Here is a 17,453-nt window from a genome sequence, read left to right as displayed (position 1 = left end):
CGAACGTGTGCGGTGCGGTACCATCTCGTATGGCGTAATGGAAGTCAGCGCCTGTGCAGCACCGTGCAGGTTGGGTCTGTGGATACCTCGCTTTCGATTCGGCCGCGCGCGAGCACTTGTTACGCCGGGTGTGCCCGCTCTCAGGATTTCCGGAGAGCGAATTCTTCCGACTGTGCGCTACCGGGTGGCGACAATCTGCACTGCCCGCACGAGCCTCGCCAATTGCACCGATCGTGGATTGCAGGCTCTTTTCTGGAGACGACGTGAAAATCCTCCCCGAGATCTCTCGTACGCTGAGTGAATACCTCCTCATCCCCGGCCTGACCACAGAGGACTGCACGCCGGACAATGTGGATCTCGGGGCGCCGCTGGTGCGTCACCGGGTCGGCGAGGAGTCGGCCGTTCGGATCGCCACGCCCATGGTGAGCGCCGTCATGCAGGCGGTGTCGTCGCCGACGCTGGCGGTGGCCCTGGCCCAGGTCGGCGGGCTGTCGTTCATCCACCAGAACCAGCAGATCGAGGACCAGGCCGCGGACGTGCTGGCGGTCAAGCGGCACAAGGCCGGCTTCCGCACCAGCGAGGTCACCGTGGCGCCGGGGACTCCTCTCGGCGAGGTCGCCCGCCGGCTCTCGGAGACGGAGCAGGGCGTGGCCGTGGTCACGCAGAGCGGTGAAGCGGACGGCGAGTTCCTCGGCATCATCAGCCTCGACGACTTCCACCTGGAGCGCCACGGGGACTCGGAGAGCGCCGGCAAGCGCATGCGGAGCCGCGACAACCTGGTCACCGCTCCCGCCTCCGTCTCGCTGTCCGAGGCCAACGAGCTCGTCTGGCAGCATCACCTGGACGTGCTGCCGGTGATCGAGGACGGCCGGGTCGCCTCCCTGGTCCTCAAGCGGGACTACCAGGCCCACAAGACGTACCACCGTGCGACGGTGGACGGCGAAAAGCGTCTGCGCGTGGGTGCCGGCATCAATTCGCGTGACTACAAGGACCGCATTCCCGCCCTGGTGGAGGCCGGCGCGGACGTGCTGTGCCTGGACTCCTCTGACGGCTATTCCGTGTACCAGGCGAAGACCCTCGAATTCGCCCGGGAAACGTACGGGGACGATGCTTTCGTCGGTGCGGGCAACGTCGTCGACGGCCGGGCGTTCCGTTACCTGGCCGACGCGGGCGCGGCGTTCGTGAAGGTGGGGATCGGCGGTGGCGCCATCTGCACCACGCGGGAGCAGAAGGGCATCGGCCGCGGTCAGGCCTCCGCGCTGCTCGCCGTGGTCGAGGCGCGCGACGCCTACGCCCAGGAGACCGGCGTGTACGTGCCGCTGTGCTGCGACGGCGGTCTGCTCAACGACTCGCACATGGCGATGGCCCTGGCGATGGGGGCGGACTTCATCATGCTCGGCCGCTACTTCGCCCGGCTCGACGAGAGCCCGTCGCGCAAGCTGCAGATCGGCGGCCAGTGGTACAAGGAGTACTGGGGCGAGGGCTCGCGGCGCGCGCAGAACGCGGCCCGCTACGGCCAGCGCGGCCAGATGGTCTTCGAAGAGGGCGTCGACGGCTACGTCCCCTACGCGGGCAGCCTGTACGACAACGTGGAGCGCACCCGGGCGAAGCTGATCTCCACCATGATCAGCTGCGGGTCGACGAACCTGCGGGACTTCCACCGGGACGCGGTGCTGGCCCCGGTGTCGGCGGAGTCGTTCAAGCAGACCGGCGCCGAGATCGAGGTGCGCCGGCCCGCCATCGACGCCGGAGAGTAAGCCGGACGACCGGACGACCGGACGACCAGACGGCCCCGCGCCCTCGGCCTCAGTGCCGAAGGCGCGGGGCCGTCCGCCGTCTACTCGGCGCGCCGCAGCAGGCGCGTGGCGTACACCTGGGCGGCCGGCGGGACGGCGAGGGCGGGATGGAGCGCCGCCATGCTGGCGTCCCGCCACAGCCGCGACAGCGCGCCGGTGCCGCTGGTGGCCCGTACCCCCGCGCTCTGGAAGAGGGCTTGGACGGCTTCGTTCAGGAGCCCGGCGGCGGTGGCGTGGTCGCGGCGGCAGCGGGCGGCGAGCAGCGCGGTGAGCGCGTCGGGCTCGTCGCAGGTACGGGCCGCCCGGCGCAGCAGGAGGTCCGCGGCGTCGATCTTCCCGGAGGCGGTCGCCAGCGCCGCATCGCCGTCGCGCAGTGAGCCCGCCGACGGGTGCCGGCTCGCGGCGGCGGTCCAGGCGTCCAGCGCCGCGCGCGCGGCACCGAGCAGCGGAACGGCGAAGAAGAGGCCGCTGATCGCCTCGTGCGGTACGCGGTAGCACTCCCCGTCCGCGGGCGGGTCCGCGGCCGTGAACAGCTGCTCGCGGCTGAAGGAGTGGTCCTCGGGGACGAACACCTCAGTGTCGAGGACAAGGGTGTCGCTGCCGGTTCCGCGTAGGCCGACCGCGCCGCTCCAGGTCGGCTCGGTGCTCCACGCCGAGCGGGGCACGAGCAGGAACCGCGGGCCGGGGGCGCCCTCGGGCACGGCGGACAGCAGGGCCCACCGGGCATGGTGGACCCCGCTGCAGTTGGACCACCGTCCGGACAGCGCCCACCCGCCAGGGGCGGGCGTGGCGGTTCCGGCCGGCTGCAGGGTGCCGGCGATGGGCACGTGGGGGCCGTGCGCCCACACGGCCTTCTGCCCGGCGGAGGGCAGGTAGGCGGCATTCCGGCTCATGGAGGTCATGACCGCGGCGCACCATCCGGCGGACGGGTCGGCCTCGGCCAGGCGGAGCAGCGCGGGCAGGCAGTCCTCGAACCGTCCCGCGGCGCCGCCGAAGGCTCGGGGCACGAAGTGGGCGAGCAGCCCGGTTCCGGTGAGGGCCTCGGCGACGGCGTCGGGCAGCCGGCCCGCCCTGTCGGTATGGGGGGCGTGCTCGGCGGCGGACAGCACGGCAGCCTCGACGTCGAGCACCGGCGTGGAGGGGGTGAACGTCATGTGAGCCGGCCTGGAGGGGTTCGGGTGGCTGTGCACACGGGGCGAGGTCAGGACTGCGGCCGGAGGATGACGGTCGGGATCGGGCGCTGGGTCGACTGCTGGTACGTGTCGTACGCGGGCCACACGCCGGTCATCAGCTTCCACAGGAGCGCGTGCTCCTCGCCGGTGGCGGTGTGGGCCTGCACGGTGAACTGCTGGTCGCGGACCTGGATGAGGGCCGTGTCGTGCTGCTGGAGGTTGAGGTACCAGTCCGGGTGGTTGTCGGCGCCGAGATTGGAGGCGACGACGACGTAGGCGTCCTGGTGGCGGCCGTAGATGACGACGGTGCGGCGCGGCAGACCGCTGCGGCGGCCGATGGTGGTCAGCAGCAGGGTCTCGGCGCCGTTCCAATCGTGGCCTTCGGCTCCGGCGGTGGCGGCGTACTGGCGGGCGTGGTTGGCGATCCCGTTGACGCGGCTGTCGGTGGCGGCGGTGGCGAACGGGTCCGGTGCGGTCACGGCAGGTACGCTTCCTTCTTCTTCGTGGCTTCAACGTGGCGGGAATCCGGGGCACTTCGGACGATGCCGGCCCACCGGGTGCGGAAAGTTCGGAGGCCGCACGACCGCCGCAGCCATCGGTCAATGAATTCGCTCCGACGGGCGGATGATTGACGACACATCAGAACATTGCGGCCGGTATCACGGCGCCAACACCATCACGGGAATGCACCCGGAAGCAGAAATAAAAGCCGGACCGTCCCGCTCCGCCCGACTGCGGTAAATCATGAGACTGCACTGCTCGTTGAGTCGATTCCAACCCCGCTCCCCTGTGATGATCATCACAGGGGATGTGTGGCGCTCGCGCTGTGATCATGGTGTTAGCTAGCAACCCATTAGACCTATGGCCGTATAAATGCCAGGGACTTGAGGGTGAAATCGAGGGTTACCCGGGAATGGGGATTCCCGGGCGTCGCCGAGGCGCGGGCCCTTCCTCATCCGGGTCGCCGGGCTTCAGTCGCCCCGGGCCTTCATGGCGGGCACTGCCTCCCCGCCGGGACTGAAGGCTCCGACGGGGAGCTCGAACCGGCGCCGCCCTGACCAGAGCCCGTCTCCGGCCGACGCCGCACTGGAAGGTTCGACATCATGACCTCGCGCCCACGCCCCCTGTTCGTCGGGGTCGACCGCTACGTTCTGCGAGCCTGCGCCAGGCGCGGCATCCCCGCCGTCGTCGTCTACGGACCGTACTGGAGGGACAGCGGGATCCCGGACCTCCCGGACTGCGTCACTGCCGTCTTCGTGGAGGACGAGTGCAGTGCCGAGGCGGTGCTGACCGCACTCACCCGGGCCGGCCTCGGCGAGGAACGCTTCGCCTCCGTGACCACCACGAACGAGTACGCGCTCATCAACGTCGCCGTCCTCGCGCAGGCCCTCGGCTGTCCGGGGATCCCGCCGGCCGTGGCGCTCCGCTTCCGCGACAAGTTCCTCCAGAAGGAGGCCGTGCGGGCCCGGGGCATCGCCACCGCCCGGTCCTTCGTCCTGGAGGACATCCACGACGACGAGCTCCCCGAGCTGCCCTTCGAGGCGGGCGTCATCAAGCCCGTCACCGGAGCCGCGACACGGCAGACGGCCACGGTGCGCAGTACGGACGAGCTGCACAAGACCGTGCGCCGTTTCCGGTCGGAGGCGGGCTCCGCGCGCACCTTCGTGGTGGAGGAGTTCCAGCAGGGTGACGAGTGGATGGTCGACGGTGTCATCCACGACGGAGAGGTCCGCTTCCTGTCCGTCGCGGAGTACACCCACACCTGTCTGAGCGTGGTCGAGTCGCAGGCGACGATGCAGGACCGCCGGTTCGACCCCGCGACGGAGGAATGGGCGTTCCGGCTGGCGGAGCCGGTGGTCCGCGCGGCGCTGGAGGCGCTCGACCTGACGGACGGCATCTTCCACATGGAGCTGTTCCACCACGAGGGCGAGGTGGTCTTCAGCGAGTGTGCCGCGCGACGAGGCGGTTTCGTGCAGGAGCAGGTCGAGTGCAAGTTCGGCGTCGACCTCGGCGATGCCGCGCTGTCGCTGGCGCTCGGTGAAGCACCGGACGTGACGGTCAGGGAGCGCCCCGGGATCGTGGGCGGTACGTACATCACGACGTCCCCGGGCCTGCTCTTCGGCGTACCGTCGCACGACGAGGTCATGAGCCTTCCCAACGTCGAGTACGTGCTGCTCGGCCACTTGGTGGGGGCTTCGCTGCCCGCGAACTCCGACACCACCAAGCGCATCGGCGAGGTCGTGATCACGACCGGGACGCTCGAGGAGTTCCACAAGCGGTCGGAAGAGGTCCTGGCCTGGTTCGCCGACCGCATCACGGTCATCCCGGCCACCACGAAGCGCAGGGAGCTGCACAGGATGCAGTCCGCCCTCGGGTACGACACCCGGCTCATGGCGACCTACCAGCGCGAGGACGGCTGACGACCGCGCGCCCTCCGGACGAGGCGGCGGCCCTGACCGCCGCCGCCTGGTTCGCCGTCGGACGAGTGGGCACCACGTCCTCTCCGGCAAGGAGCTCGGACCGGCCGCGTCTCTCCGCCCCCTGCACCCCACTCACCTGCCGCGGAGCAGCGCCCCTGCGCCCGGCGCGCCACTTCGAAGAGCGAGATGACCCCTTTGCCGACCACCGACACGCCTCAGACCCGGACGGCCACCCCCCGGCGCTTCCTGATGTGCCCGCCCCAGCATTTCCACGTGACGTACTCGATCAACCCGTGGATGGACCCGGCCAAGCCGGTGGACGGTTCGCTCGCCCTCGCCCAGTGGTCGGAACTCAAGAACCTCTACGAGAGCCTGGGCCACACCGTCGAGGTGATCGATCCGCTTCCCGGTCTCCCCGACATGGTGTTCGCGGCGAACGGTGCAACCGTGATCGACGGCCGCGTGCTCGGGGCCAGGTTCCGGCACGTGGAGCGCACCGCGGAAGGCCCGGCATACCTGTCCTGGTTCGTTGAGCACGGCTACGGCGACGTCCACTGGCCCGAACACATCAACGAAGGTGAAGGCGACTACCTGCTGGTCGGGCGCATGGTGCTGGCCGGCACCGGCTTCCGGACCGACCCCCGCTCGCACGCCGAGGCCCAGGAGTTCTTCGGGCTTCCGGTGATCGGGCTGACGCTGGTGAACCCCGATTTCTACCACCTGGACACGGCACTGGCCGTGCTCTCCGACACCGAGATCATGTACTACCCCGAGGCGTTCACCCCTGGCAGCCGGAGCGTCCTGCGCGAGCTGTTCCCCGACGCCATCCTCGCGACGGCCGAGGACGCCGAGGTCTTCGGCCTCAATGCGCTGTCCGACGGCCGCCACGTCCTTCTCCCGGACGCCGCCGTGCACCTCAAGCAGCGCCTGAGGGAACGCGGATTCGAGCCGATCGGAGTCGACCTCACCGAACTCCTCAAGGCCGGCGGCAGCGTCAAGTGCTGCACGCTCGAACTTCGCTGACCCGAACGGTGCAGGAGCCCCGGGCCGCCGGCCCGGGGCTCCGACACGCGTGCGCGGAATGATCACGTGAGTCCGAGGGCGTCCGGCGGCCGGGTCATGTTCCGGCCGTGATGACGCGGGAGGCGGCGTGCGACGTGGATCACACACGTCGAGCGGTCCGCCGCAGCAGCCACCCCGGGACTGCGATCACGGAACGACGAAGGACCCGGCCGCTGAGCGGTCGGGTCCTTCGTTTGCCCTGGCGGGCGAGTGCGGAGGATACGAGATTCGAACTCGTGAGGGGTTGCCCCCAACACGCTTTCCAAGCGTGCGCCCTAGGCCACTAGGCGAATCCTCCGCGGCAAACAATACAAGACGTTGAGGGGTGCTCGCGAACGTGATCGCCGGTGGAGGATCCGGGCGGTCGGCCGGTCGGATCCGGGGCGGGGGCAGGGTCGATTCCGGGGGCTTTCATCCGCTAGGGTGGGGCCCAGCCCCTCACGTGGCGCTATCTCACCCAACTCCCCCAGGGCCGGAAGGCAGCAAGGGTAAGTGGGCTCTGGCGGGTGCGTGGGGGGCGCTTTGCGTTCCGGGGCGGCCTGCGGGGCCGTCGGCGGGACGTCTTTGTCGGTGGGCCCGGATAACCTCGTAGACGTGTCGTCCCTTGCGCTGTACCGCCGCTACCGCCCCGAGTCGTTCGCCGAGGTCATCGGGCAGGAGCATGTCACTGTCCCCCTGATGCAGGCCCTGCGGAACAACCGGGTCAATCACGCGTACCTGTTCAGTGGGCCACGAGGCTGTGGCAAGACCACCAGTGCGCGCATCCTGGCGCGGTGCCTGAACTGTGAGCAGGGTCCCACTCCCGAGCCCTGCGGCGAGTGCCAGTCCTGCAAGGACCTGGCGCGCAACGGGCCGGGATCGATCGACGTCATCGAGATCGACGCCGCCTCGCACGGTGGCGTGGACGACGCCCGTGACCTGCGGGAGAAGGCCTTCTTCGGGCCCGCCTCCAGCCGGTACAAGATCTACATCATCGACGAGGCCCACATGGTCACCTCGGCGGGCTTCAACGCCCTGCTGAAGGTGGTCGAGGAGCCGCCGGAGCACCTCAAGTTCATTTTCGCGACGACCGAGCCCGAGAAGGTCATCGGGACGATCCGGTCCCGTACGCACCACTATCCGTTCCGGCTCGTGCCGCCCGGGACGCTGCGCGAATACCTGGGCGAGGTCTGCGGGCGCGAGGGGGCCAAGGTCGAGGACGGCGTGCTGCCGCTCGTCGTGCGGGCCGGCGCCGGATCCGTGCGTGACTCCATGTCCGTCATGGACCAGCTCCTCGCCGGTGCCGGTGAGGAGGGTGTGACGTATGCCATGGCCACCTCTCTGCTCGGGTACACCGACGGGTCGCTGCTCGACTCCGTCGTCGACGCCTTCGCCGCCGGGGACGGGGCGGCCGCCTTCGAGGTCGTCGACCGGGTGGTCGAGGGCGGCAACGACCCGCGCCGGTTCGTCGCCGACCTGCTGGAGCGGCTGCGGGACCTGGTGATCCTGGCCGCCGTGCCCGACGCCGGGGAGAAGGGGCTCATCGACGCCCCCGCCGATGTCGTCGAGCGGATGCAGGCCCAGGCGTCGGTGTTCGGGGCCGCCGAGCTGAGCCGCGCCGCCGACCTGGTCAACACCGGGCTCACCGAGATGCGCGGGGCGACCTCGCCGCGGCTCCAGCTGGAGCTGATCTGCGCCCGGGTGCTGCTGCCCGCCGCCTTCGACGACGAGCGGTCCTTCCAGGCCCGGCTCGACCGGCTGGAGCGGAGCGGGTTCACCGCCGGTGCCGGTGCCGGTGCCGCGGGCATGGCCGGCGCCCCGGCCGGCGGGCCCGCCATGGGCTACGTGCCCGGGCCCGAGGCCCACGGCATGGCCCCGGCCGGCCCCGGCGAGGCCGTCGCCGCCGCGCGGGCCGCCGCTGCCGCCGTACGGGCTCCCGAGCCGGCTCCCGCGGCCGCTCCGGCCCCGGCTCCGGTCCAGGCCCCCGCTCCGACTCCGGCCCCCGCTCCGACTCCGACTCCGGCCCCCGCTCCCGCGCAGGCCCCCGCCGCCGCGCCCGGGGCGTGGCCCGGGGCCGCGCAGCCCGGCGGCGGAGCCGCTCCCGGCGCCTGGCCCGGAGCCGCTGCCCCCGCTTCGGCCGCCCCAGCCCCCACCCCCGCCTCCGCCTCCGCACCCGCCGCCGGTGCCTGGCCGAGCGCCGCCGCGCCCGGTTCGGGCCAGCCCGCGGCCGCTGCCCCGGCTCCGGCCGCCCCGGCCCCCGCGGCCCCGGCCGCAGCCGCTCCCGCCGCCGCCCCCTCGCCCGGCATGGCCGCCGGCGCCGGGCAGGTCCAGGCGATGTGGCCCGGCATCCTCGAGGCCGTCAAGAACCGCCGCCGCTTCACCTGGATCCTGCTCAGCCAGAACGCCCAGGTCACCGGCTTCGACGGGACGACGCTCCAGCTGGGCTTCCCCAACCCCGGAGCCCGCGACAACTTCGCGAGCAGCGGCAGCGAGGACGTGCTCAAGGCGGTCCTCGCCGAGCAGTTCCAGGTCAACTGGAAGATCGACGCCGTGGTGGGCGGGGGCGGCGGCCAGCCCGCAGCCGCCTCGGCCCCGTCCTCGTACTCCGCCCCGGCCGCCCCCGCCTACAACCCGCCGCCCGCCGCGCCGGCCCCCGCCCAGCAGCCGGGTCCCGCCCCGCAGCAGCAGCCGTACCAGCCGCCGCAGCCCCCGGCCCAGCAGGGCGGTTCCGGGCCGCAGCCCCCCGTACGGCAGGCACCGCCGCCGGTCGCGCCCGAGGACGACGTACCGGAAGAGGACGATCCGGACCTGGTCGACAGCGCCCTGACCGGACACGACCTCATCGTGCGCGAGCTCGGAGCCACCGTCATAGAGGAATACACAAACGAGTAGGGCCGTCTCATTGGGTGGCCGCACGAAGGGCATCGCGCCGCGCGGGCTAGGCTGCATGGCGTGAAGGTCCTCGTCATCGGCGGCGGCGCCCGCGAACATGCCCTGTGCCGCTCTCTGTCCCTCGACCCCGACGTCAACGCGCTGTACTGCGCTCCCGGCAATGCCGGCATCGCCGAGGTGGCGGAGCTGCGCCCGGTCGACGCCCTCGACGGCGCGGCCGTGGCCCGCCTCGCCACCGAACTCGAAGCCGACCTGGTCGTCGTCGGCCCGGAGGCGCCCCTGGTCGCCGGCGTCTCCGACGCCGTCCGCGCCGCCGGCATCCCCGTCTTCGGCCCGTCCGCGGAAGCGGCGCAGCTGGAGGGCTCCAAGGCGTTCGCCAAGGACGTGATGGCCGCGGCCGACGTCCCGACCGCCCGCAGCTACGTGTGCACCACCCCGGAGGAGGTGGACACGGCCCTCGACGCCTTCGGCGCCCCGTACGTCGTCAAGGACGACGGCCTCGCCGCCGGCAAGGGCGTCGTGGTCACCGAGGACCGGGCCGCCGCCCGCGCGCACGCGCTCGGCTGCGACCGCGTCGTCATCGAGGAGTACCTCGACGGCCCCGAGGTCTCCCTCTTCGCCATCACCGACGGCGTCACCGTGCTGCCGCTCCAGCCCGCGCAGGACTTCAAGCGCGCGCTCGACGGCGACGAGGGCCCCAACACCGGCGGCATGGGCGCGTACTCGCCACTGCCCTGGGCCGACCCGAAGCTGGTCGACGAGGTCATGGAGACCGTCCTCCAGCCGACCGTGGACGAGCTGCGCCACCGCGGCACCCCCTTCTCCGGGCTGCTGTACGCCGGCCTCGCCATCACCTCGCGCGGCGTCCGCGTCATCGAGTTCAACGCCCGCTTCGGCGACCCCGAGACCCAGGTGGTCCTGGCCCGGCTGCGCACCCCGCTCGCGGGCGTGCTGCTGCACGCCGCCAACGGCACCCTGGACACCGAGCCGCCGCTGCGCTGGAGCGCGGACGCGGCCGTCACCGTGGTCATCGCCTCCCACAACTACCCGGAGACCCCGCGCACCGGGGACCCGATCGAGGGCCTGGCCGAGGTGGCCGCCGAGGACGGTCCCGACACGTACGTCCTGCACGCCGGGACCCGCCGCGAGGGCGAGGCGGTCGTCAGCGCGGGCGGCCGCGTGCTGTCGGTGACGGCGACCGGTTCCGATCTCGCACAGGCCCGCGAGAAGGCGTATAAGGCCGTCGCGCGGATCCGGCTGGACGGCTCGCAGCACCGTACGGACATCGCCGCCAAGGCGGCCGAAGGCCGCTGAGCAGGCCGAGCGGCAAGGCAACCGGCCCGCGGGCCCGGTACGCACTCAGGTGCGCACCGGGCCCGCGCGCGTGTCCGCGTGCGAGTGCATCCGGCCCCGTTCGAACGCAGCCACCTTTACCCAAAGCCATTCCATCGGGTGATGGTCGCCCGGTCCGGCTGACTGCCGCTCGCTCCCCAACTAGGGTGCGATGCCAAGCATTCCGGCACTTGGCCCACCGGCATTGCGATGTCAGTGGCGGGTGTCACAGTGGGGGAGTGAGCAAAACCGCCGCAGGGCAGAGGGGGTGAGGTCCGGCCGTGTCCGGAACCGGTTCGATCGTGGAAGGGGGCGCGCCGTCCGCGCGTTCCCGGGCCCTGGCCGTGCTGCGCGTGCGCAGCCGGGCCCTGGCCCTCGGGGTGCTGCCCGCCGCCCTCGCGGTGGTGCTGCTGAGCGCCCGGATGACGGGCCGGCTGGCCGGTGACCCCTGGCCCGCGGTGACGCTCGTCGTGTGCGTGCTCGCCGTACTGGTGCTGCTCGTCGGCGGGGTGTTCGCCGCGGTGGTGCTGCGGGCGAGCCCGGCCGTGACGCCGACGGTGCCGCTGCCGGAGTCCGCCGCGCCCGACCTGTACCGGATGGTGCGGGACCTGGCCGACCGGATGGACGTGCCGGCGCCCTCGGCGATAGCCCTGACGCCGGACTGCGACAGCTGGCTGGAGGACCGTACGCATGCGGCCCACCGGCGCAGCGGCATATCGGGCGGGCGCGAGGCGGAGCCGGGTGCGGCTCCCGTGCTGGTGATCGGCTCGCCGTTCCTGTGGTGGATGCGGGTCGCCGAACTGCGGGCGGTCCTGGCGCCGGTCGTCGCCGGTACGGGTCCTTCCGCGCATCCGGACATAGCCGATGCCCGGGGCTTCGTACGCGGGCTCGACGCCGCGGTGGACGTGGGCGGCAGGCCCGGCCTCGGCTGGATCGGCCGGCCGGCCCGGCTGCTGCTGAGGCTGTGCCAGGCGGATGCCGCCGAGATGGAGCGCGGGGTCGCGGCCGCCGCCTCGGACCGCGCACAGGGTGTGGACTACGGGCTGCGCATCGTCGCCCAGGAGCAGGTCGGCCTCGCCTACGCGGGCTGGGACCGGCTGCTGACCCGGGTCGCGCTGCCCGCGTGGCGGATGGGCCGCTGGCCCGCGCACCTCGACGCCGGGGTGGTCTCCGCGCTGACCGAGCTGTCCCGGCGCGACCGGCTGGCCGAGGGCTTCACTTCGCGGCTCGGCGAGCGGCCCGCGTGCGATCTGCTGGAGCGGCCCGGGGTGATCGACGAGGCGGCTTCGCTGCTCGCCGCCCGGCTGTTCCACGGCGGTCCGGCCGAGGCCGGTCCGGACTGGTCGCCGGTGGACTGGGCGGCGTATCCGGAGGAGGTCGTGGACCGCAAATGGCGTGCGGAGGCGGCCCGGATCCATGCGGCGCTGGACGCGCTCGCCGTGCCCGCGGGCCCGGGGCCGACGCTGGACCGGGTACTGCGCCACCTCACGGACGCCGCCGGGGAGTGCGCGGCCGCGGAAGCGCTGGCCGGCCGGCTCAGCGGTGACCTGGCCAGGGAGGAACGTTCCGCAGGGACTGACACCGGCGCGGGCGCGGACGGCGGGGGCGCCGCGGTGGCGCGCGGGGCGGACGCCGTGCCGCTGTTCCCGCTCCAGCCGCCCCGCAGCGGGCGGGACCTGCTCGCCGACCACGTGACGGCGATGGTGTGCGCCGCGGCCGTCGACTCGGCCGACGCCGCGCCGGGGCTGGACTGGCTGGACGGCCCGGTCCTCCTGGTCCGCGGCGAGCGGCGCGCGGACCTGGCCCCCCGGGTGCTCAGCCTGGTGGAGGACGGGGACCCGGAGCCCCTGCGTGGCTGGCTCGCGGAGCTCGGCGTCCGCCCGGAGAAGCCGGTCCGCCTGGTCTGACCGGCCCGGCGGCCGCGACCGGGGCCGCGACAGCACCGGCGGCTGAGCCCGCGACAGCGCCGGCGGCCGGACCCGCGGCTGGGCCCGCGCCCGCGCCCGTCCCGGCGAACCCTGCACTCCGCGCCTCCGGATGTGGCGAACGGTGACGGAATGAGTGCGTTATGTGATGTGCTGGGACCGGTAGCGGTTCGATGTCCTGAAACCGTGCCGTGTCGGAGTGTTCAGAGACCGTTCGGGGGAGCGAGGGAGGGGAGCGGTATGGGTGGTGCGGACCAGATCCGGCGTTGGGAATCAGGTGCGCTCGCGCACGCGGTGACCGATCCCTTCGGCCAGGGCCCGCTGCCGTGGTTCCGGGGCAGCGAGCTGTACTTCGACGACACCGGCCAGGTCGTGCCCTGGTACGTGGACCCGGCGCTCGCCCCCGGCCAGATCCCCCGTGCCCGCGGCAACGGCGGCCCGCGCACCGCCGACGACGTGCACCGGCAGATCAAGGGCTTCGCCTCCACCGGGGCCGTCGCACCCGGCGAGGCCATCGACTTCCACATCACCGTGGACCCGCCCCAGCAGTTCTCCGTCGACGTCTACCGCATCGGCCACTACGGCGGCGACGGCGCCTCCAAGATCACCACCAGTCCCCGGCTCTCGGGCATCGTCCAGCCGGCCCCCCTCACCGCCGACCGCACCGTCTCCTGCCACCACTGGTGGCTCTCCTGGCGGCTGCAGGTCCCCTCCTACTGGAGCGTCGGCGCGTACGTCGCCGTCCTCACCACCGCCGACGGGTACCGGTCCCACATCCCCTTCACCGTCCGCGACGACCACCCCGCCGATCTGCTCCTGCTGCTGCCCGACATCACGTGGCAGGCCTACAACCTCTACCCCGAGGACGGGCACACCGGCGCGAGCCTCTACCACGCCTGGGACGAAGCGGGCCGGCTGCTCGGCGAGCAGGACGCGGCCATCACCGTCTCCTTCGACCGGCCCTACGCCGGGGCCGGCCTCCCCCTGCACGTGGGCCACGCCTACGACTTCATCCGCTGGGCCGAGCGCTACGGCTACGACCTCGCCTACGCCGACACCCGCGATCTGCACGCCGGCCGCGTCGACCCCACCCGCTACCGCGGCCTGGTCTTCCCCGGCCACGACGAGTACTGGTCGGCCCCGATGCGCCGCACCGTCGAGCGCGCCCGCGACCACGGCACCTCGCTCGTCTTCCTCTCCGCCAACACCATGTACTGGCAGGTCGAGCTGGGTCCCTCCCCCTCCGGGGTCGACGACCGGCTCCTCACCTGCCGAAAACGCCGCGGCCCCGGCCGCCCCAGCCTCTGGCGCGAGGTCGACCGCCCGGAGCAGCAGCTGCTCGGCATCCAGTACGCGGGGCGGGTCCCCGAGCCCGCGCCCCTGATCGTGCGCAACGCCACGCACTGGCTCTGGGACTCCACCGGCGCCGTCGAGAACGACGAGCTCCCCGGCCTGGTCGCGGGCGAGGCCGACCGGTACTTCCCGCGCACCCAGCTCCCCGAGCACCAGGACCGGATCCTGCTCGCGCACTCCCCGTACCGCGACAGCGAGGGCGCGAAGCGCCACCAGGAAACCTCCCTGTACCGGGCTCCGAGCGGCGCCCTGGTCTTCGCGTCGGGCACCTTCGCCTGGTCCCCGGCCCTCGACCGCCCCGGCCACGTCGACGAACGGGTCCAGCGGGCCACCGCCAACCTCCTCGACCGGATCTGCAAACGGGACTGAGCCGGGCCGGGCACCACGACGGGCCCGTCGGGCGCCGCGCCGCGCACCCCCCGGAACCGGGCACCGGCCACCGTGCGGGAGAATGGGGCTGCGCTCGTACAGAACCACAGGGAGACCCCGTGTCCGGATTCGTCGAAAAGCCCGAGCCGGTTCAGGTGCCCGGCCTCGTCCACCTCCACACCGGCAAGGTGCGCGACCTCTACCGCGACGGCGACGGCAACCTCGTCATGGTCGCCAGCGACCGCATGTCCGCGTACGACTGGGTGCTCCCCACCGAGATCCCGGACAAGGGCCGCGTCCTGACCCAGCTCTCCCTCTGGTGGTTCGAGCAGCTGAAGGACCTCGTCCCGAACCACGTGATCGGCACGGACCTGCCCGAGGGCGCCCCCGCCGACTGGGCCGGCCGCACGCTGATCTGCAAGAGCCTGGAGATGGTCCCGGTCGAGTGCGTGGCCCGCGGCTACCTCACCGGCTCCGGCCTCGCCGAGTACGAGAAGACCCGTACGGTCTGCGGACTCGCCCTCCCCGAGGGGCTCGTGGACGGCTCCGAGCTGCCCGCCCCGATCTTCACGCCGGCCGCCAAGGCCGAGGTCGGCGAGCACGACGAGAACGTCTCGTACGAGGAGGTCGCGCGCACCACCGGCGCCGAGACGGCGGCGCTGCTGCGCCAGACCACCCTGGCCGTGTACGGCCGGGCCCGCGACATCGCCCGCGAGCGCGGGATCATCCTGGCCGACACCAAGTTCGAGTTCGGCTTCGACCAGGAGGGCACCCTCGTCGCCGGCGACGAGGTGCTGACCCCGGACTCCTCCCGCTTCTGGCCGGCCGACCAGTGGGAGCCGGGCCGCGCGCAGCCCTCCTACGACAAGCAGTTCGTCCGCAACTGGCTCACCTCCCCCGCCTCCGGCTGGGACCGCACGGGCGAACTCCCGCCGCCGGCCCTCCCGCAGGAGGTCGCCGAGCAGACCAGCGCCAAGTACATCGAGGCGTACGAGCGGCTCACCGGCCTCTCCTGGGCCTGAGGCCTGAGGCCTCAGGCCCGAAACCCCTGGTGTCCGGGGCCCGAAAGGGCCCCGGACGCGAAGAAGCCCCCGGTCACAGGACCGGGGGCTTCTTCGATGGAGCGGACAACGCGACTCGAACGCGCGACATCCACCTTGGCAAGGTGGTGCTCTACCAACTGAGCTATGTCCGCAGGTGCGCCGTAACGCGAGACCTACTATACCCAACCTCTCTCGCGTGCGAGACGCACTGCCGTGTGCCGGTTCTCGGCGCCCAGCTTCGTCGCCGCCGACGACAGGTAGTTCCGTACGGTCCCGGGCGAGAGCGAGGCCCGCTCCGCGATCTCCGCGATCGGCGCCCCGTCCCCCGCGAGTTCCAGCACCTCGGCCTCGCGCGCGGTCAGTGGGGAGTCCCCCGCGCTGATCGCGTCGGCCGCCAACTCCGGGTCCACATAACGGCCACCGGCGTGCACCGTGCGGATCAGCTCGGCCAGCCGCTGCGCCGACACCGTCTTCGGCGCGAAGGCCCGCACCCCCGCCGCGAGGGCCCTCTTCAGGTGCCCGGGACGGCCGTGGCTGGTCACGATCATGGTCTTGCAGTGGGGGAGTTCGGCCCGCAGCGATGTGGCCACACTCACACCGTCCGCCCCCGGCATCTGCAGGTCCAGCACGGCCACGTCCGGCCGGTGGGCGCGCGCCATCGCGAGGGCCTCGGGCCCCGAGGCCGCCTCCGCGACGACCAGCAGGTCGTCCTCCAGGGCCAGCAGCGCGGCGAGCGCGCCGCGGATCAGGTGCTCGTCGTCGGCCAGCAGTACGCGTACGGGGCTCATGCCCGTGCCTCCAGTCCTCGCAGTCGTCCGCCCGGGATCCGGGCCAGCAGCCGGAACCGGCCGCCGCCGACGGGGCCGGCCTCCAAGGTGCCCTCCAGGGCCGCGAGCCGCTCCCGCAGGCCCGCGAGCCCGGAGCCCGGCGGTCCGGCCGGCACCTCGGGGGCCCCGTCGTTCTCCACCAGCAACGTCAGCGCGCCCCCGTCGAGTGCCGTGAGCCGGATCACGCAGCTGCGGGCGTCCCCGTGCCGCAGGACGTTGGTGGTCGCCTCCCGGACCACCCAGCCCAGCGCCGACTGCACTTCGGGGCGGAGCGCACCGCCCGCCTCCACTTCGACGCGGCAGTCCATTCCGGCCGCGCTGAGCACCCCGTGGGCGCCCTCCAGCTCCACGGTGAGATCCGCCTCGCGATAGCCGCGTACGACGTCGCGCACCTCGCGCTGGGACTCGGCGGCGATGCGCTGGACCTCGATCATCTGGTCCACGGCCTCCGGGCGTTCGCGCCGGGCCAGCTGGACGGCCAGCTCGCTCTTGAGCGCGATCACCGCGAGATTGCGGCCCATCACGTCGTGCAGGTCCCGTCCGAAGCGCAGCCGCTCCTGGGCGACGGCGAGCTGCGCCTGGAGTTCCCGGGCCCGGTCGAGCTCGTACACCGTCTTCAGCAGCCAGGAGGAGAAGCCGCAGGCCAGGACCAGCAGGCCACAGGTGAGCAGGACGCCGACCCCGTAGCCGGCCGCCTCCCCGGCGGGGTGCCCCACCGCCAGGGCCACGGCCGCCGCCGAGGCGCCCGCGGCGGGGGCGAGGCAGAGCATGTGCCGGACCCTTGTCAGCGCCAGCGTCAGCGAACCCGAGGCGAACGCGACCGTGTTGACCACGAGGGAGGGGGCGACGCCCTCGTGGGAGAGGGCGCCGACGGAGCGCAGGACCAGTACGGCGACCGCCAGCGCGGCGGTCAGCACGGCGAGGGCCACCGCCAGGCGTACGGGCCGTTCGCGCCGGCCGAGCACCCAGTCCAGCGCCCTGGAAGCCACGACTCCGCTCAGCGCGATCTGCGCGCACAGGGGCGGGAGCAGGGCGCCGGTGACGGAGCCGAGGCCCTCGGGGGCGAGGCCGAAGAGCACCGCGAAGGATTCGAGGAGCACGAAGAAGTGCAATGACCAGCGGGTGTAGAGCTCGACCTTGGCCGCACTGCTGCGGTTCCTCCACCACCCCGTCAGCTTCGACACGGTCCCAGCCCCCCGATGACGTTGGTCGACACCAGCCGACACCTGCCGACGTCCCCAGGTCCACGGTAAACGCATACGACAAAGGCCCTGATCATTGAT

The 17,453-nt window shown here is 72.6% G+C and carries 12 protein-coding genes, 2 tRNA genes and 1 other RNA gene; 9 read left to right on the top strand and 6 right to left on the bottom strand.

Annotated features, from left to right (window positions below; translation table 11 throughout):
* Window positions 1-263 precede the first annotated feature (263 nt).
* Window positions 264-1,757 (top strand): IMP dehydrogenase, encoded by a 1,494-nt coding sequence (locus IF02_RS0123895; protein ID WP_030160173.1) that lies wholly within the window; start codon window positions 264-266, stop codon window positions 1,755-1,757.
* Window positions 1,758-1,837: 80 nt separating this feature from the next.
* Here IF02_RS0123895 and IF02_RS0123890 read toward each other — a convergent pair whose 3' ends face one another.
* Complete coding sequence (locus IF02_RS0123890) at window positions 1,838-2,950, bottom strand: hypothetical protein (RefSeq protein WP_030160170.1); 1,113 nt, start codon at window positions 2,948-2,950, stop codon at window positions 1,838-1,840.
* Between the two features lie 47 nt (window positions 2,951-2,997).
* Window positions 2,998-3,447 carry a nitroreductase family deazaflavin-dependent oxidoreductase gene (locus tag IF02_RS0123885; RefSeq protein ID WP_234318311.1) on the bottom strand — a complete coding sequence of 150 codons (450 nt, stop codon included), beginning with the start codon at window positions 3,445-3,447 and terminating at the stop codon, window positions 2,998-3,000.
* A gap of 624 nt (window positions 3,448-4,071) precedes the next feature.
* On the opposite strand from IF02_RS0123885, the gene IF02_RS0123880 reads away from it, so the two are divergent.
* Window positions 4,072-5,388 (top strand): ATP-grasp domain-containing protein, encoded by a 1,317-nt coding sequence (locus IF02_RS0123880; RefSeq protein WP_030160166.1) that lies wholly within the window; start codon window positions 4,072-4,074, stop codon window positions 5,386-5,388.
* A 186-nt stretch (window positions 5,389-5,574) separates the two neighbouring features.
* Entirely contained in the window at window positions 5,575-6,411 is an 837-nt protein-coding gene (ddaH, locus tag IF02_RS0123875; RefSeq protein WP_030160164.1) for a dimethylargininase, read from the top strand.
* A gap of 252 nt (window positions 6,412-6,663) precedes the next feature.
* On the opposite strand, the gene IF02_RS0123870 is transcribed toward ddaH, so the two are convergent.
* A tRNA-Ser gene (locus IF02_RS0123870) sits at window positions 6,664-6,748 on the bottom strand.
* Between the two features lie 131 nt (window positions 6,749-6,879).
* Here IF02_RS0123870 and ffs point away from each other — a divergent pair.
* The 6 genes from ffs to IF02_RS0123845 all read left to right on the top strand — a co-directional run bounded on the left by ffs (window position 6,880) and on the right by IF02_RS0123845 (window position 15,322).
* Window positions 6,880-6,978: signal recognition particle sRNA small type (gene ffs, locus IF02_RS33970), an RNA gene on the top strand.
* Between the two features lie 66 nt (window positions 6,979-7,044).
* Window positions 7,045-9,321, top strand: a complete 2,277-nt coding sequence (locus IF02_RS0123865; protein WP_030160162.1) for a DNA polymerase III subunit gamma and tau — start codon at window positions 7,045-7,047, stop codon at window positions 9,319-9,321.
* A 60-nt stretch (window positions 9,322-9,381) separates the two neighbouring features.
* On the top strand, window positions 9,382-10,635 hold the full coding sequence (gene purD / locus IF02_RS0123860) for a phosphoribosylamine--glycine ligase (RefSeq protein ID WP_030160160.1): 1,254 nt from the start codon (window positions 9,382-9,384) through the stop codon (window positions 10,633-10,635).
* Between the two features lie 299 nt (window positions 10,636-10,934).
* Window positions 10,935-12,560: a hypothetical protein gene (locus tag IF02_RS0123855; protein WP_030160158.1), complete on the top strand. Its 1,626-nt coding sequence runs from the start codon at window positions 10,935-10,937 to the stop codon at window positions 12,558-12,560.
* 258 nt (window positions 12,561-12,818) lie between these two features.
* On the top strand, window positions 12,819-14,300 hold the full coding sequence (locus IF02_RS0123850; RefSeq protein ID WP_030160156.1) for a N,N-dimethylformamidase beta subunit family domain-containing protein: 1,482 nt from the start codon (window positions 12,819-12,821) through the stop codon (window positions 14,298-14,300).
* Window positions 14,301-14,419: 119 nt separating this feature from the next.
* Entirely contained in the window at window positions 14,420-15,322 is a 903-nt protein-coding gene (locus IF02_RS0123845) for a phosphoribosylaminoimidazolesuccinocarboxamide synthase (RefSeq protein WP_030160154.1), read from the top strand.
* A 97-nt stretch (window positions 15,323-15,419) separates the two neighbouring features.
* Here IF02_RS0123845 and IF02_RS0123840 read toward each other — a convergent pair.
* The 3 genes from IF02_RS0123840 to IF02_RS0123830 form a co-directional block, all read right to left on the bottom strand.
* A tRNA-Gly gene (locus IF02_RS0123840) sits at window positions 15,420-15,495 on the bottom strand.
* Between the two features lie 24 nt (window positions 15,496-15,519).
* Complete coding sequence (locus IF02_RS0123835) at window positions 15,520-16,131, bottom strand: response regulator transcription factor (protein ID WP_030160152.1); 612 nt, start codon at window positions 16,129-16,131, stop codon at window positions 15,520-15,522.
* Window positions 16,128-17,354, bottom strand: coding sequence for a sensor histidine kinase (locus IF02_RS0123830; RefSeq protein WP_030160150.1), 1,227 nt, complete (start codon window positions 17,352-17,354; stop codon window positions 16,128-16,130). Before IF02_RS0123830 ends, IF02_RS0123835 begins: the two co-directional genes overlap by 4 nt.
* Window positions 17,355-17,453: the final 99 nt, after the last annotated feature.

The organism is Streptomyces sp. NRRL S-244 (assembly GCF_000717915.1).
Classification (GTDB): domain Bacteria; phylum Actinomycetota; class Actinomycetes; order Streptomycetales; family Streptomycetaceae; genus Streptomyces.
This window is presented reverse-complemented; position numbering and strand designations above follow the sequence as displayed.

Bases quoted from the DNA above. Each gene is read 5' to 3' on its own strand.
- IF02_RS0123850 (WP_030160156.1), top strand. From the start codon at position 12,819: ATGGGTGGTGCGGACCAGATCCGGCGTTGGGAATCAGGTGCGCTCGCG.
- IF02_RS0123835 (WP_030160152.1), bottom strand. From the start codon at position 16,131: ATGAGCCCCGTACGCGTACTGCTGGCCGACGACGAGCACCTGATCCGC.
- IF02_RS0123880 (WP_030160166.1), top strand. From the start codon at position 4,072: ATGACCTCGCGCCCACGCCCCCTGTTCGTCGGGGTCGACCGCTACGTT.
- IF02_RS0123890 (WP_030160170.1), bottom strand. From the start codon at position 2,950: ATGACGTTCACCCCCTCCACGCCGGTGCTCGACGTCGAGGCTGCCGTG.
- ddaH (WP_030160164.1), top strand. From the start codon at position 5,575: ATGACCCCTTTGCCGACCACCGACACGCCTCAGACCCGGACGGCCACC.